The 13,555-nt window shown below is 43.1% G+C and carries 15 protein-coding genes; 7 read left to right on the top strand and 8 right to left on the bottom strand.

From position 1 onward, the window contains the following. The first annotated feature begins 650 nt into the window (after positions 1 to 650). The gene (locus tag ABXR35_RS02855; protein ID WP_367055165.1) at positions 651 to 1,178 is read left to right on the top strand and encodes a phosphatase PAP2 family protein; all 528 of its coding nucleotides are present in this window, start codon (positions 651 to 653) and stop codon (positions 1,176 to 1,178) included. Positions 1,179 to 1,301: 123 nt separating this feature from the next. Continuing rightward, on the top strand, positions 1,302 to 2,432 hold the full coding sequence (locus ABXR35_RS02850) for an MGDG synthase family glycosyltransferase (RefSeq protein ID WP_436669316.1): 1,131 nt from the start codon (positions 1,302 to 1,304) through the stop codon (positions 2,430 to 2,432). Between the two features lie 108 nt (positions 2,433 to 2,540). Here the strand turns inward: ABXR35_RS02850 and trmB are convergent, their stop codons facing one another. After that, complete coding sequence (gene trmB, locus ABXR35_RS02845) at positions 2,541 to 3,248, bottom strand: tRNA (guanosine(46)-N7)-methyltransferase TrmB (RefSeq protein ID WP_367055159.1); 708 nt, start codon at positions 3,246 to 3,248, stop codon at positions 2,541 to 2,543. A 428-nt stretch (positions 3,249 to 3,676) separates the two neighbouring features. Here trmB and mnmL point away from each other — a divergent pair, with 428 nt between their 5' ends. Together mnmL and mnmM are read left to right on the top strand one after the other, a co-directional pair. After that, positions 3,677 to 4,633: a tRNA modification radical SAM protein MnmL/YtqA gene (gene mnmL / locus ABXR35_RS02840; protein ID WP_367055156.1), complete on the top strand. Its 957-nt coding sequence runs from the start codon at positions 3,677 to 3,679 to the stop codon at positions 4,631 to 4,633. Beyond that, a complete protein-coding gene (gene mnmM, locus ABXR35_RS02835) occupies positions 4,634 to 5,224 on the top strand; it encodes a tRNA 5-(aminomethyl)-2-thiouridylate-methyltransferase MnmM (RefSeq protein ID WP_367055153.1) in 591 nt (196 codons plus the stop codon). It begins immediately after the preceding gene. Positions 5,225 to 5,517: 293 nt separating this feature from the next. On the opposite strand, the gene ABXR35_RS02830 is transcribed toward mnmM, so the two are convergent. From ABXR35_RS02830 to ABXR35_RS02810, 5 genes are all read right to left on the bottom strand, one after another. After that, positions 5,518 to 5,685 (bottom strand): ParB N-terminal domain-containing protein, encoded by a 168-nt coding sequence (locus ABXR35_RS02830; RefSeq protein WP_367055150.1) that lies wholly within the window; start codon positions 5,683 to 5,685, stop codon positions 5,518 to 5,520. 115 nt (positions 5,686 to 5,800) lie between these two features. After that, positions 5,801 to 6,241: a hypothetical protein gene (locus ABXR35_RS02825; RefSeq protein WP_367055147.1), complete on the bottom strand. Its 441-nt coding sequence runs from the start codon at positions 6,239 to 6,241 to the stop codon at positions 5,801 to 5,803. A gap of 157 nt (positions 6,242 to 6,398) precedes the next feature. Further along, entirely contained in the window at positions 6,399 to 6,563 is a 165-nt protein-coding gene (locus tag ABXR35_RS02820; RefSeq protein WP_367055144.1) for a hypothetical protein, read from the bottom strand. A 206-nt stretch (positions 6,564 to 6,769) separates the two neighbouring features. After that, positions 6,770 to 7,663 carry a hypothetical protein gene (locus ABXR35_RS02815; RefSeq protein ID WP_367055141.1) on the bottom strand — a complete coding sequence of 298 codons (894 nt, stop codon included), beginning with the start codon at positions 7,661 to 7,663 and terminating at the stop codon, positions 6,770 to 6,772. Between the two features lie 65 nt (positions 7,664 to 7,728). Continuing rightward, positions 7,729 to 8,184 carry an ArpU family phage packaging/lysis transcriptional regulator gene (locus ABXR35_RS02810; protein ID WP_367055138.1) on the bottom strand — a complete coding sequence of 152 codons (456 nt, stop codon included), beginning with the start codon at positions 8,182 to 8,184 and terminating at the stop codon, positions 7,729 to 7,731. A gap of 174 nt (positions 8,185 to 8,358) precedes the next feature. Here ABXR35_RS02810 and ABXR35_RS02805 point away from each other — a divergent pair, with 174 nt between their 5' ends. From ABXR35_RS02805 to ABXR35_RS02795, 3 genes are all read left to right on the top strand, one after another. Next, complete coding sequence (locus ABXR35_RS02805) at positions 8,359 to 9,045, top strand: hypothetical protein (protein WP_367055135.1); 687 nt, start codon at positions 8,359 to 8,361, stop codon at positions 9,043 to 9,045. Positions 9,046 to 9,703: 658 nt separating this feature from the next. After that, complete coding sequence (locus ABXR35_RS02800) at positions 9,704 to 10,093, top strand: VOC family protein (RefSeq protein ID WP_367055132.1); 390 nt, start codon at positions 9,704 to 9,706, stop codon at positions 10,091 to 10,093. A 99-nt stretch (positions 10,094 to 10,192) separates the two neighbouring features. Next, on the top strand, positions 10,193 to 11,161 hold the full coding sequence (locus tag ABXR35_RS02795; protein ID WP_367055129.1) for a type I phosphomannose isomerase catalytic subunit: 969 nt from the start codon (positions 10,193 to 10,195) through the stop codon (positions 11,159 to 11,161). Between the two features lie 358 nt (positions 11,162 to 11,519). On the opposite strand, the gene ABXR35_RS02790 is transcribed toward ABXR35_RS02795, so the two are convergent. Together ABXR35_RS02790 and ABXR35_RS02785 are read right to left on the bottom strand one after the other, a co-directional pair. Beyond that, positions 11,520 to 12,272, bottom strand: coding sequence for an esterase family protein (locus ABXR35_RS02790; RefSeq protein WP_367055126.1), 753 nt, complete (start codon positions 12,270 to 12,272; stop codon positions 11,520 to 11,522). A gap of 110 nt (positions 12,273 to 12,382) precedes the next feature. Continuing rightward, positions 12,383 to 13,552 (bottom strand): ATP-grasp domain-containing protein, encoded by a 1,170-nt coding sequence (locus ABXR35_RS02785; RefSeq protein WP_367055123.1) that lies wholly within the window; start codon positions 13,550 to 13,552, stop codon positions 12,383 to 12,385. Positions 13,553 to 13,555 lie beyond the last annotated feature (3 nt).

Raw genomic sequence — 13,555 nt, 5'->3', positions numbered from 1 at the left:
TTATGACTGAAGTATTCTGTATTCCGCAAATATTGTGCGTATTTAACATCCTTCCGATGCGGACATTAAGATTTTGCACACTTTTTGCTTTTTTGTCAAAGCGACATTTTCCACTAATTCGCGAAATTCTCTGTAATATATACGTAATATATTACAGGAATGTTGCAGAATAACAATAAAAATCGTTTTAGCTTCGATTTACGTCGTTTTGCTCGCTTTCTAAATCTTTAGTCGCATTTTTACATATAAAAAATGTGATTTATACTACGCTTCAGTCGATTCTGGTCACAGCACAGGATGCTTGTGTCCGTTCATTGTTTGGTCTGCCAATCTATAAACGCATTATTTTCGCTTGAATCAGTCACTTTCGTGAACATAAAATCCTTCCTTCTCACTTGTTGCAACATGTCTTGCTCACACGTCGTTCATGATAGTGAGCAGGTTGATGAATGAGTTGCAGGTTGAACGGGTAAGTTTAAACAAAGGATGTCATCGGTTACGTCTGTATGACGATCTTATGTAGATCAAGGATAAAAGAACGATGGATTGACAATTTAACCGAATGTTAACGTTATAATGCTTGAAATGGTTAAAGAATAAAAATATGATTAATTTAAGCCCAAAAACGGCAATCTATACGGGGGTCTCTCATGCGTCAGTTTCTAATCCGCTTACAAGCTGTGGAGCAGTATATTTTCAGATTCTTTAATACTCGACTCCATAACCAATTTTTAAACCTGTTTTTTTACTACTTAACGAATCTGGGCGGAGCTACGTTTACGATCATTGCGACGCTGGCAATCTGGCTGCTCGCTCCGCAACCGTGGAGTCTTGCCGGTTTACAAGCAGCTATCGCACTGGCAGTCAGCCATATACCGGTTGCCATTGCCAAAAAGCTGTATCCGCGTATCCGTCCGTATTTGGCGATACCGGAAACGATCACCTTCCGCAATCCATTGACGGACCATTCTTTCCCATCGGGGCATACGACAGCAATCTTCTCGGTTACTGTTCCATTTATGCTAACTGATATAACGACGATGGCATGGTTACTACCCATCGCTCTGCTGGTTGGTATTTCCAGAATGTATCTTGGACTGCATTATCCATCGGATGTGCTGGTCGGTGCATTGATCGGCTCGGGCGTAGCCTTCGGTACAGTTGCATTATGGCCGTAAAGGGGTTATTGTAACATTACAGTAATAATGTTACAGGTATATTACAGAATGGACATCAAGGACATCTACACATCATGGCACAAATCTATGTAGAGAATACCTTGCAGAAAAGGTGAAATGAACGTGACAAAATACAGAGTGCTGCTTCTGTCGGAAGGTTTTGGTTCAGGTCATACACAGGCTGCCTACGCATTATCAAGCAGCTTACGTAAAATCTCGCCTAATATCCAGACCCGGGTGCTTGAGCTTGGCAGTTTCCTCAATCCCAAAGTAGCGCCACTCATTATCACCGCCTACAAAAAAACAATTGTCTCTCAGCCAAAGCTGATACGGATGATGTACAAAACCCAGTACAAGCGCTCGATCAATCGACTGGCGACACTGGCGCTTCACCGTATCTTTTATACCCATACACAAAATGTGATTCGTCAGCTGCGTCCAGACGTGGTTGTCTGCACCCATCCGATTCCTGGCGCGGTGATCGCCCGACTGAAACGGTTGGGTCTGGATGTACCGCTCTGTATGGTCATTACTGACTACGATGCGCACGGTACATGGGTCAATCCCGAAGTGGATCGTTATCTCGTATCTACGGAAGGCGTACGATCTAAGCTGCAAATGCGCGGCATTCCAAGTTCACGAATTAAAGTAACTGGTATTCCGGTGCATCCGAACTTCTGGGAACACCCGAGTAAAGCGGAAATCCGCTGCCGCTTCGGCTTAAAGAATATGCCGACGGTCATGGTAATGGGCGGTGGCTGGGGAATGAGTGATAGTGTAGTCAGTACCTATCTGGCGCGCTTTGCTGACCATGCACAGCTTATCTTCTGCTTTGGTAGCAATACCAAAGCTTATGAACGCGCTGCACAGGACAGGCGATTCCACCACGACAATATTCATTTGATCCAGTATACGAAAGAAATTGATAAATTAATGGAAGTGTCCGATCTGCTAGTAACAAAGCCGGGTGGCATGACCTGTACGGAAGGGCTCGCTAAGGCGATCCCGATGCTCTTTTACAACCCGCTTCCTGGGCAGGAGGAGCAAAATTCACAGTACTTTACAGAACAAGGCTGGGGCGAACCGATTACATCGCTTGATGTGGTTGCCCAGTGGATGGATCTACTGATTCACGACTACGAAGCTATTGTTACGCAGCGTCAGCTCAAGCTGGAACAGATTGATCGTTACAATCCAACCGAATGTGCACGCAGTATTATGGATATGGCTGAACAAAGTAAGGTCTTAACCTGATGAGGGTTAAGACCTTTTTTGTGTGTCAGTATTTATTTGGTGTGTACAGGTTTGCTTTTGTCTGCGGCTGCCAATATTACTCGTACAGCAAACAAAATAACGTCGGTTTTAATACTGATCCAGACGCGTTTTGTTATATTCCGCCAGCGCCTGCTCACCAATGATCACTTCGCAGCGATGAATGCGCATGCCTTTGCCCATGAACTTAGCTTCATATTCGGTCATTACATGCTCTTCGTTAATGCCGTCACGGTGCAGATTGAGACTGAGATTCGTCATTTGCAGACCGTAATCAGCGAACGAGTTGAGCGAGAATTCAAACAATGTTTCCGAATCGGTTTTGAAATGGATCTGACCTTGCGCGTTTAGCAAACGGCAATATTTCTCCAAAAAGCGCGGATGCGTCAAACGACGGCGACCATGCTTCTTCTTCGGCCATGGATCGCTGAAATTGAGATAGACGCGCTCAATCTCGCCCGGCTCGAAAATATCTTCAATATTCTCGATATTCGCCAGTGCCAGTTGAATGCTAGTCGGATTACCTAGCTCCGCCTCATTCCAAGCAATACGAGTTTTCTCCGCTGCACGGCGTACCAATTCATCATACATGTCAAATCCGATATAGTTAACCTCACGGTTGCGTACACTCATCTGGCTGATAAAACGTCCCTTGCCCATGCCAAATTCCACATGAATCGGGTAATCATTGTTAAAACGCTCACGCCATTTGCCTTTGAATTCCTCAGGATTGAGCACGACCAGATCTTGCTGTTGCTCCAAATCCTCGCGAATTCCTTTTCTGCCTCTTAAACGCATCTTGTTCCTCCGATTTTCAATAAAGTTCGCACGTTAATTCCGCTTGATAGGTTGTACGGAATTATTTTGACGAAGAAATGCGTAATTGTAAAGCCTAAAAAGGAAAAAAGGACATTCTGCATCATCAAAAATGATACAAAACATCCTTTTCTCTATATTTGGAATTGGGGTCCAACAAATTTTAAGCATTCATAGTCTACCATTTTTGCGCATAAAAGCAAATCATTCAGCAAAGACTATAAACGGCGACTGATCAAAAAAGCCAGCAACATTATATTACCCTTTATTGTAAAGATTGAATCGCTGTGCTGGAATTCATTTTCATGCGGTAATGATTTTGCTACAATTTAGAATAACGAATGCCGAGCGGAACGATAATGATTAGTCCCTATCCTTTCCCTCTTCGGTAACAAAAAAGGAGTCCCTGCATGGAAAGCATACAAACAATTCAACCTCCTCCAGCTTGGGGAGACAAACGATTTCATACATGGAATACAGAAATGCGTGAGCAATTCGGTACTAAGGTATTCAAGGTGATGCTGGATGCTGGCTTTACCTGTCCCAATCGGGATGGCAGCATCGCAACCGGTGGCTGTACATTTTGCAGTGCACGCGGATCAGGCGATTTTGCTGGGCGGCGGCGCGATGATCTGGTAACTCAATTTGACACGATCCGCGACAGACAGCATCAGAAATGGCCCGATGCGAAGTATATCGGTTATTTTCAAGCGTATACGAATACGTATGCACCGGTTGAGGAATTGCGCGAATATTATGAAGTGATTTTGCAGCAGCCCGGCGTCGTGGGGCTGTCGATTGCTACGCGTCCCGATTGTCTGCCAGACGATGTGGTGGATTATCTCGCAGAGCTGAACGAGCGGACGTATCTGTGGGTGGAAATGGGTCTACAAAGTATCCATGAATCAACGTCTGTGCTGATCAATCGGGCGCATGATACCGCCTGCTATGAGGAAGCAGTGCAAAAGCTGCGTGCGCGCGGTATTCGGGTATGTACGCATATCATTTACGGATTGCCACAGGAAAGTCACGAGATGATGCTAGATACCGGACGTGCAGTGGCACAGATGGATGTACAGGGGATCAAAATCCACCTGCTGCATCTAATGCGCAAAACGCCGATGGTGAAGCAATATGAAGCTGGGCTGCTTCGCTTTTTGGAGCAGGATGAATATATCAAGCTAATTGTGGATACGCTGGAATTTTTACCATCCGATATGATTGTCCATCGGCTGACTGGCGATGCACCGCGCGATCTATTGATCGGTCCACTATGGAGTATGAAAAAATGGGAAGTCTTAAACGGGATTGATGCCGAGTTGAAGCGTCGCGATACGTGGCAGGGTAAATATTGGAGGGCAACCTAGATGGGATTCATGTCGGTATTGAGCTTTGCACATAAGCTGATTATGGAGCGTGTGGAACATGTATCTGGCGCTGTAGTGGTCGACGCTACCGCCGGAACAGGCGCGGATACGCTGATGCTGGCGCGTGCGGTTGGTGTTAAGGGCAAAGTGTTCAGCTTTGATATTCAGCAGGAAGCACTGGATAGCACGGCAGAACGCTTACGTAAGCAAAATGATGAAGCTTTGGCACAGGTTATTCCCGTGCTGTCCAGTCATGATCTAATGAAGCAGCATATTCCGCAGGAGCTGCACGGCAAGCTGCGGACGGTCATGTTCAATCTGGGCTATTTGCCAACCGGGGATCATTCGATTATTACGCAACCGTCCTCTACTCTGCCTGCACTGGATGTCTCGCTGGCTCTACTAGCTCCGCGTGGCATTTTGACGATTATGCTGTATCCGGGTCATGAGGGCGGTGCTGCTGAAGCAGAAGCGGTGCAGCAATGGGCATCCTCCCTGCCAGTTTCGCAGGCGCAATGTATCGTGTATCGTCAGCTACAGCGACAGGATGCACCGTATCTGATCGCGGTGGAAAAGAAGGCGACGTCATGATGATCTACTATCTCTCTTATAGTAGGATCGATGCTTATTGAATCCACTGTATTATAGTGTAACAGCGCTGTTGCATTCGCTCCTTATCAAGGTTGTACTTTTCCTTCAATTCTCATTCCTATTTTGTCAGATCAAAACCCGGGGTATTAAGTTGGCAATAGTCCGGCATTTCAAACCATACAAAAAAGAGCGGAGCAAAATCACTCTCGCCTTTAACAGCTGCGTCCCAAAATTGCTTAAACTCTTCCATCCCATTTGCCGTAGATTCAATAATCCCGATACTGCCCGGATTTTTAGATAAAGCAGCCAAAAATGACAGCAGATGCCGCTTCTTTTTCTTGGCTGGCCAGAATGCCACTTCTGATGCATGAAGATAATTCGGAGTCGCCGGGCTGTAGATCAATGCGAGGGTTATATGCAGCTGCGTTAATTTGATCTATTGAGAATGTGATAATTTCCATTTCATATATCCTCTTTCAGCAGTTGATTGAATTGTGTTAGTTTCGATTTTTCGAGCAAATAAAAACGCCTCTCATATGTGAGAAGCGTTTTAAAGCTTGAATATTTATTTACTTACTATATTTTGCTCATTGTCAAAGTTACTATAGTTGTAAGAGTTGTAATTAAAGTCTGTGCTGCAGCAACCCCTTCACCTAAGGCTGTTATTTTTGTTAAACATTTAGTCATTGCTGTGTTTATTTCTGGTTCAGATTTTAATGACGCTATTGCTAGAATTTCAAAAACCAGCTGCTGTATCTCAAATAATTTTTCATTGTTTTCTTGAAATAAGATTACAATACCAGCAAGTAAATCAGTATTAGTTTCTATAGCTTTTAAAGCTCTTAACGATTCTTCACGATAAAATCGTTCTTCTACTTTATCTTGAGCCAACTTTGCAGTAATCTCCTGTGTTTTCGCTGTTAGATCATAAGATGGTTGAGTGAAATTTGGTATTTTAATATCACTTAAATTAATCTTCATTGCTTCAATGCTTTTTTTAAGGTCATCATTATTCAAACCTACTACCTCCTCAGCAGTTAAATTCTATAAGTACACTTTAAATCATGTATTTTCCCACTCTTTCTTCATACGTTCCCTCGCTAAATTTAGTTCATTTAATTTTTTTTATTTATCTTGAATTTTTTTTCGGAAGTATTTGTAATATATAAAGATTTTAAATTATCAAGAACCGGATTATTACATGCTGTCCATCAAATTTCACTACTTTACCTGCTACGGCTTCGGTGGCTTTGTTCTCATCGCCATGAACATGAAGTACACGACCTGCACCTAGGAATGCAAATCCACCATTAATTACTGCTCTTGCTTCTGTTGCCATTAATTCAATACCTCCCAATTTATGATAGTTGGAAAACCAGATTGTCGTTTCACCGCAATAGAAAAAGGCCAGCATTAGATGCTGACCTGGGTGCTGAGGTATTTATACCTCATCGGTGTTCCTATTCGATTTTCCATGATACAAATTCACCATGTTAAAAGTCTAATAAAATACCATAAAGCGATCATTTTCTGATCAAAAAACGTTCATGTTTTTCTGCGAACTGTACTGAGGAATTTTTGCCTCTGTATAAGGAATTTCAAAACTCCATTTGAGAATAAAAAGGGTAAGCTAACTACTCTACTATAATTGATCAGTCCATCCTTTAAGCTTGTCTGACCAGTGACCAAGAATTGTGTTATCTCAGGTGTTAATAAACTCTTTATATCTCCTATGCTCCATAAATAAAACCATGATGCTCCTACAAAAATAACTGCAACTGTACTATTAAACTCGACAGCTATAGGAAGATCTATTTCAAAATTATTTCTATTACGTTTCATGTAATAAAAGTAAAGAGCAATCGATACAATTGTAGGAAAAAACAAAACACTACCAAACAGCATATAATTAGCAATCACAGGATGACTTGGAATAACGTACTCATAAAACTTTGCAATTAATACCATGAAAACAAATGTCAAAGCTATAGGTTGAATAAACAATACAAATATAAGTCTTTTATAGCCCTTCTTATAAAACATTGCATACAAAATAGCTAAGGCTATTATTATATTGATTGTAAAATTGGTTAAAGACATATTAAATTTAAATACTAACAAGAATATATCTGCTATGATGCCAATTATCGTTCCTATCAAAACAATTAGTGGAATATTTCTAAATCTTCTAGCCTCAAGAGTTTTTAGTATAAATAAATCAATATTAACAAAAAAATAATACACTTTATCAATTTTATATAAACAATCCAGCATTAGTTTTAGTAATTTGAGTTCTGTTTCAGAGCTTTCCTGCATTTTCTCATTCCAATTATCAGTTATTTTTTTAAGTGTCCTTAAGAAATATTGGTATAACTTGATCTTCAAAAAGGTAAGTTTATGTATAACTAGTAAAACAAATATCACTGCTGAAGTTATCATATATTCTATCTCCTTTCATCAAAATACAGTTAAATATAATAATAAAAGACCAGTTCTCACTGGTCTCATGATACCACATTATGCTGTTTCTCTGACTCACTCCATATCAACAATCGTAACCGAGTTGCCAGAATAAAAATTGCTTCCTTCTTGATCCGCCGGAACGTACTATCTGACAGTCCCATCTCGCCGCAACTGATGTAATCGAATTCCCCTTCATCGTCCAAGTAGCTACGATGAATAATCTCTCTCTGTTTGCTATTCAGTCGGCTCATGGCTTCCATCAATTCTTCATCCTGCCGTTGCAGCTTAGCTTCCATATCCACGTTCCAAATTGCAATGCGTTCAGTTTGTTTATTGATTTTATTGGTCGATCCATGCTCCCTCGGACTGTATCCTTGCGTAATATTTGATTCACGCCGCACGAATCCGATCTGCCGGTAAAGCCGGACCTCTTCAATATATTCTGCTACTGCTTGGCGAGTAGCACCTTCATCCGGTGCCAGCGCACATTTGTACAATATTTTTACGCCTTTTTCCTATCTTACGATCCCCTCACCCATGTTATAATGTCTGGTGAGGTTGTTTTCTGAATTGATCCCGCGGACCCAGTCAAGGATTGCGGGGTTTACATTTTGAAACCCAACAAAAAACTATCCGTAAATAACATACAATAAATTTTGTGGAGGTTATTTATGAGTGATACAGTTCGGGACTTACATCAACGCAGACAAGAACTTTTATTTTTTTTATTTAAAAAACTATCATTTTCAAAAGTGATTTCGAATAAGACTAGTAATACATTTTTTATTCTAGCTATAGCATTTATGGGGTTAGCTTATGGTTCAATGATATTCAATGTTTCTCATGATAGTTCAACTAATCCTTATGCTTGGATTTTTCTTACCTCTTTAATTATTTCATTGCTCTTTTTTTCACTACAATCACTTACAATTCGTAATAATATTAGAAAAAAGTTTAATCGAAATGACATCGTTTTTGATTGGACAAGTAATTACTCTAGTTTTATTCATATTCATAGAGCAGATAAATTAAAAAACTTTTTACCTTATTTTAAAATCGATAGTTTCAATATTGATGAAGAGATATTGTATTATGATTCTCTTCATCAAAGTGTCATACATAAGGTATGGCGTAATATTGGTATTATGGTGGTTGTTACATTACCATTATGGAGCGAACTTATTGGTAAAGTGATTGATTTAGATTCGACCATACTTCTTTTACTAGGCATTTCCGCAGTAGCAATATCAACGATAGCAATGCTAGTGACCTACCTCATAGATAATATATTTTTAGCAAAAGTGGTCAAATACAAAAAAATCGCTGCTATCTTGAGAGACATTAAGCAAGTTCTATAACCATTCCTGAAGGATTACATATAATACATGTAGTCTTTTTTATTTCTTTTTTGGCTTGAAAGTCGGCACGATCGGATTCTTGCGATTACGAGGGATGACCGCAACTTCCTCTTTACTGATATATGAAGTGATTACTAGACCGTTTGCAGGCTTCTCGTTAATAATCCGGTTTGGTACAGTGTATAATTCTCACCAACGTTATTTATTCCTTTTAGCCCTTTATTGGCTAGAGTAAATCCTTTCTGAAGTCCACAATCCACTTCTTGAACCAAGCCATATTTATGAACCATACTTATTCCTCCAACATTTCCGGAATAATAATCTCCACATTCGTTCGATCATCAGCCAGTTTACACGCTTCAAGTACTAGAGTAGCATCGGCAATAACCCGAGAAACAATACCTCTTACGTCTTTAGAACGGCTATCGTATATTGCAGTAATGGAGTAATAGATAACCATCTGCAATCGTATCTGATTGCTCCGAAACATTGGTTGTTGTGTACAGCTGCTTTTGCGCTTTAAAACGTGTTACTGCTATAATCGAGATGCTGCTGCGTATGCAGACAGCATCTTTTTGCTATCCAATCTATTATCCATCAGCATGACTTAGATTCTTCATGCTGTGAATCCATTGTAGAAAAGGGAGTGCATAAACCGATGGCAGTACGCAAAATTGAGCATGTGGGCATTATGGTATCCTCTATTGAGCAGTCGATTGCTTTTTATGAGCAGGTAATCGGTCTTCAGCATCTGGAAACAAACGGACATATCAATGAACAGATTCAGTTGGCGTTTCTCGCGTTTCCGGGTCATACCGATACTGAGCTGGAGTTGATTCAGGGCTATGCGGACAAACTGCCTGCCGAAGGTCAAGTGCATCATGTCGCTTTTACAGTAGACGATGTGGAAGCGGAATTTACACGCATCCAAGGCTTGCAGGTGCAGGAGCTGGATACTGAAATCACAACCTTGCCGAATGGCAGCCGCTATTTCTTTTTCAGCGGACCGGATGGCGAGCGTCTGGAATTTTTCCAGTCGGCACGTTAAGATGAGGAAAGGCATTTGCCGCATTTGCCACAGATACAGGCTGTCCGCAAGGAACAGTTATACATAGTGCGGCTATTATCCAAGTGGAGGAGAGATATTATGACGAAGCCATACCCGCTACAATTTCAACCGGAATTCAAGGAACGTGTCTGGGGTGGACGCGCACTAGAGCAATTTGGCTGGAACATCCCCGAAGGTGCGATTGGTGAGGGCTGGATGATCGCCGATCATCCGAACGGCACCACGTCTGTGATCGGCGGAGAGCTGGACGGCTGGGGCTTGGATCAATTGCGCGAGAAGCTGGGACGCGATTGGTTTGGCAGCAAAGGCGTATCCGAGACCAATGGACGCTTCCCGCTGCTGATCAAGCTGCTGGATTGCAATGACGATCTGTCTGTACAAGTGCATCCAACCGACGATTACGAAGGTCTGCCGCAAGGCGAACTGGGCAAAACAGAAATGTGGTACGTGCTGGATGCCAAGCCAGATGCCAAAATCATCTACGGTCTCAAAGAAGGCGTGACGCGTGAATCACTGGCGGCTTCGATTGCCGAAAACCGCATTACCGACGATCTGCAAGAAGTACCGGTGCAGGCTGGCGATACGTTCTACATTCCAGCGGGTACGGTGCATGCGCTGTGTGCAGGTGTGCTAGTCGCGGAGATTCAGCAAAACTCCGATACCACCTACCGACTGTACGATTACGATCGTCCTGGTCTGGATGGCAAGCCACGTGAGCTGCATATCGAGGATTCCTTAAATGTCATCGCCTATGAAGGCGCTGGTGCAACGACGATGAAAACCGACGGTCTCGCAGCAGGCGAGTGGCTGACGCTGGCAACCTCTCCTTATTTTATCGTGGAAAAAGGAGTCGTTGGCGGCGAATGGGGACTCTCGACCACACCGGAAAGCTTTACGATTCTAGTAATCGCTGACGGCGAAGGCACACTGTCATGGGATGGCGGTACAACAGAGCTGCAAGGCGGTCAATGCTTCCTGCTGCCTGCCAATCTGGGCGAGTATACGCTAGATGGCGAGTTCACCGTAATCCGTTCTTATTTGCCATAGGATGACGGTAACGGGGATTTCTGTCTGTGGATGCTAAGCGCTGAAATAGCTTATTGCTAATACCGCAGGCGAGCGAATAACGGTTCTGATGCGCATGATCCATTACGAATAGAAGTAAAAGCAGCAATTCAGCTGCATCACAAAAAGCCTGCCTCGAAATGTAATACTTACGAGGCAGGCTTTTGTGCGTAGCGCTATACGCTATACGCTATACGCTATACGCTATACGCTATACGCTATACGCTATACGCTATACGCTATACGCTATACGCTATACGCTATACGCTATACGCTATACGCTATACGCTATACGCTATACGCTATACGCTTCAATTGTGCGGATTCGTTTTTCGGGTGTCTACATCAAGCTGCTCATATAATACCGCAGTTGCTGTCTCCACCAATACCAATCATGATCCACATCGTGTCCCCAGAATTCTACGCGTGCGGGAATCTGCTTTTGCTCCAATATGTGCTGCATTCTTCCCGTCTCATAACGCATCTCATCTTCCCACGCACCCTGTCCGCAGCACAGAATAATGCGGCTGCTGCGATACTGATTCAACAGATGCTCCTCATGCAAGCCGGGCAAGTAATCCAGCGGCGAATTATAATATGCCGCCCCAAGACGATGATCGCCGAAGAAATGCTGCACCGAATACACGCCGCTGAATGCCAGCAAGGTATCAAAAAAATGCGGATGGCGGAAAAAGAAATTGCCGCTATAATACGCTCCCATGGAGCAGCCGCTAATTAGAATCTTTTGCTCATGCCCGTGATTGTTATGCTGACTTTCCCACAGAATATGCGGAATGAGTTCATGAACAATATATGCATTGTATTGCTCATGCCGATTCATCCGGTCCTCCACATTCCAATGCGACGAAAAGAATGTCTCCTCATCAATGCTGTCACATGCCCATACCTGCAATTTGCCCGCATCAATCCAAGGCGCCAATTCATCGATCATGCCAGAATCTTCATACTGGTAAAAGCGTCCAAGCGATGTTGGAAACACGAGCATAGGCTTCCCTCGGTCGCCATACACTTTGTATTCCATGTCGCGGCCAAGCGCCGAGCTGTATTCTTTTCGGTATTGTACAGTTACCATATCCACGCCTTCCGCCCTTCTGCTGCTCGGTTAAAGGGCTAATGCCCTGTGTATTTATACAAATGCTGCACATGCCCTTTGATTCAACATGCAGCAGCAAAATAAGATCATTAGCGATGCTCTGCCTGAATATAATCAGCAATCTCACGTACGCGTTCCAGCGAATCTGCACGGAATTGATATGCGCGATTACCGCTCGCACGGCTGAAAATCTCTTCAATCTCATCATAGCGCACAAGCGCATCGCCCAGCTCCCACACGATATCATCATGCGAATGCATGTAATGCTTCCAGTCCTTGCGGCTGGCATACCCTGTATAATAATGTCCCTGCGGCGGCTCACCATCGCCACCGTGGACGACCATTTGTGCCCAACGTGAGTAAATGTCCACATCATACGAATAATTGATCGCATCCGTCATCCATGCACCCGGTGGACGCATATTCACTTCTAGCGCAATCAGCCGTCCATCCTTGTTGGATTTGAACAGCTCAATATGGAAAAATCGCTCTTTAATGTCAAACGCCTGCAAAATACTGCGCCCTGCTGCTTCCACTTCTGGGTCGACCGTTTTCAAACAGAAATAGCGCAGATGATTGTCATCGCTAACGACCTTCATAATACTCTGTTCAAAGCGATGACTTGCCTGAAACCGTACGATACCGTCGCGGTCGATCAAGCCGTCATAGGTGAGAATAATGCCATCCACAAATTCTTCCATAATAAATTCAATATTGTCTGGAGAGGTATGGAAAAAGTAATCCAGCTCGTCTTGGTCACTAAGCTTGTAGGTCATGCTCGCTCCTGAACCAAGATCCGGCTTCACAACGACAGGAAATCCATTTTGTTCAATAAATGCCGCCGCACTGTCACGGTCGGGATTTTTGAGGAAGCGTACGGTATCTACGCCGCTTTTCTGGAAAAAGTCCTTCATTTTTGATTTCTGTTTAAGGTTATCGACAAAGTCGGCTTTTGTGCCGTCGATATTGAAGTCGGTACGCATCTGCGCATCGCTTTCGAGCCAGTATTCGTTCATGGATTCAAAGCGGTTGATTTTGCCGTATTTATGTGTGAAAAATCCAACTGCTCGCAGGACATCGTCCTGATTTTCCATACTGTCGATCCGGTAGTATTCCGTCAATGCTTCCTGCAATCGTGGATGCAGACTTTCATACGAAGCGTCGCCAATGCCAAGCACTGTCGCGCCTTCCTGATGCAGCCGAATGGCAAATTCACTGCTGCTGCCGGGAAAATGTGGAGAGAAAAATACAAAATTCATGAC

It is taken from the genome of Paenibacillus sp. JQZ6Y-1 (genome assembly GCF_040719145.1).
Taxonomy (GTDB): Bacteria; Bacillota; Bacilli; order Paenibacillales; family Paenibacillaceae; genus Saccharibacillus; species Saccharibacillus kandeliae.
This window is presented reverse-complemented; position numbering and strand designations above follow the sequence as displayed.

Coding starts and splice junctions, on each gene's coding strand:
- trmB (WP_367055159.1), bottom strand. CDS start 3,248: ATGCGTTTAAGAGGCAGAAAAGGAATTCGCGAGGATTTGGAGCAACAG.
- ABXR35_RS02785 (WP_367055123.1), bottom strand. CDS start 13,552: ATGAATTTTGTATTTTTCTCTCCACATTTTCCCGGCAGCAGCAGTGAA.
- ABXR35_RS02815 (WP_367055141.1), bottom strand. CDS start 7,663: ATGATAACTTCAGCAGTGATATTTGTTTTACTAGTTATACATAAACTT.
- ABXR35_RS02830 (WP_367055150.1), bottom strand. CDS start 5,685: ATGGAAATTATCACATTCTCAATAGATCAAATTAACGCAGCTGCATAT.
- mnmM (WP_367055153.1), top strand. CDS start 4,634: ATGGGATTCATGTCGGTATTGAGCTTTGCACATAAGCTGATTATGGAG.
- ABXR35_RS02805 (WP_367055135.1), top strand. CDS start 8,359: ATGAGTGATACAGTTCGGGACTTACATCAACGCAGACAAGAACTTTTA.
- mnmL (WP_367055156.1), top strand. CDS start 3,677: ATGGAAAGCATACAAACAATTCAACCTCCTCCAGCTTGGGGAGACAAA.
- ABXR35_RS02800 (WP_367055132.1), top strand. CDS start 9,704: ATGGCAGTACGCAAAATTGAGCATGTGGGCATTATGGTATCCTCTATT.
- ABXR35_RS02820 (WP_367055144.1), bottom strand. CDS start 6,563: ATGGCAACAGAAGCAAGAGCAGTAATTAATGGTGGATTTGCATTCCTA.
- ABXR35_RS02790 (WP_367055126.1), bottom strand. CDS start 12,272: ATGGTAACTGTACAATACCGAAAAGAATACAGCTCGGCGCTTGGCCGC.
- ABXR35_RS02795 (WP_367055129.1), top strand. CDS start 10,193: ATGACGAAGCCATACCCGCTACAATTTCAACCGGAATTCAAGGAACGT.
- ABXR35_RS02855 (WP_367055165.1), top strand. CDS start 651: ATGCGTCAGTTTCTAATCCGCTTACAAGCTGTGGAGCAGTATATTTTC.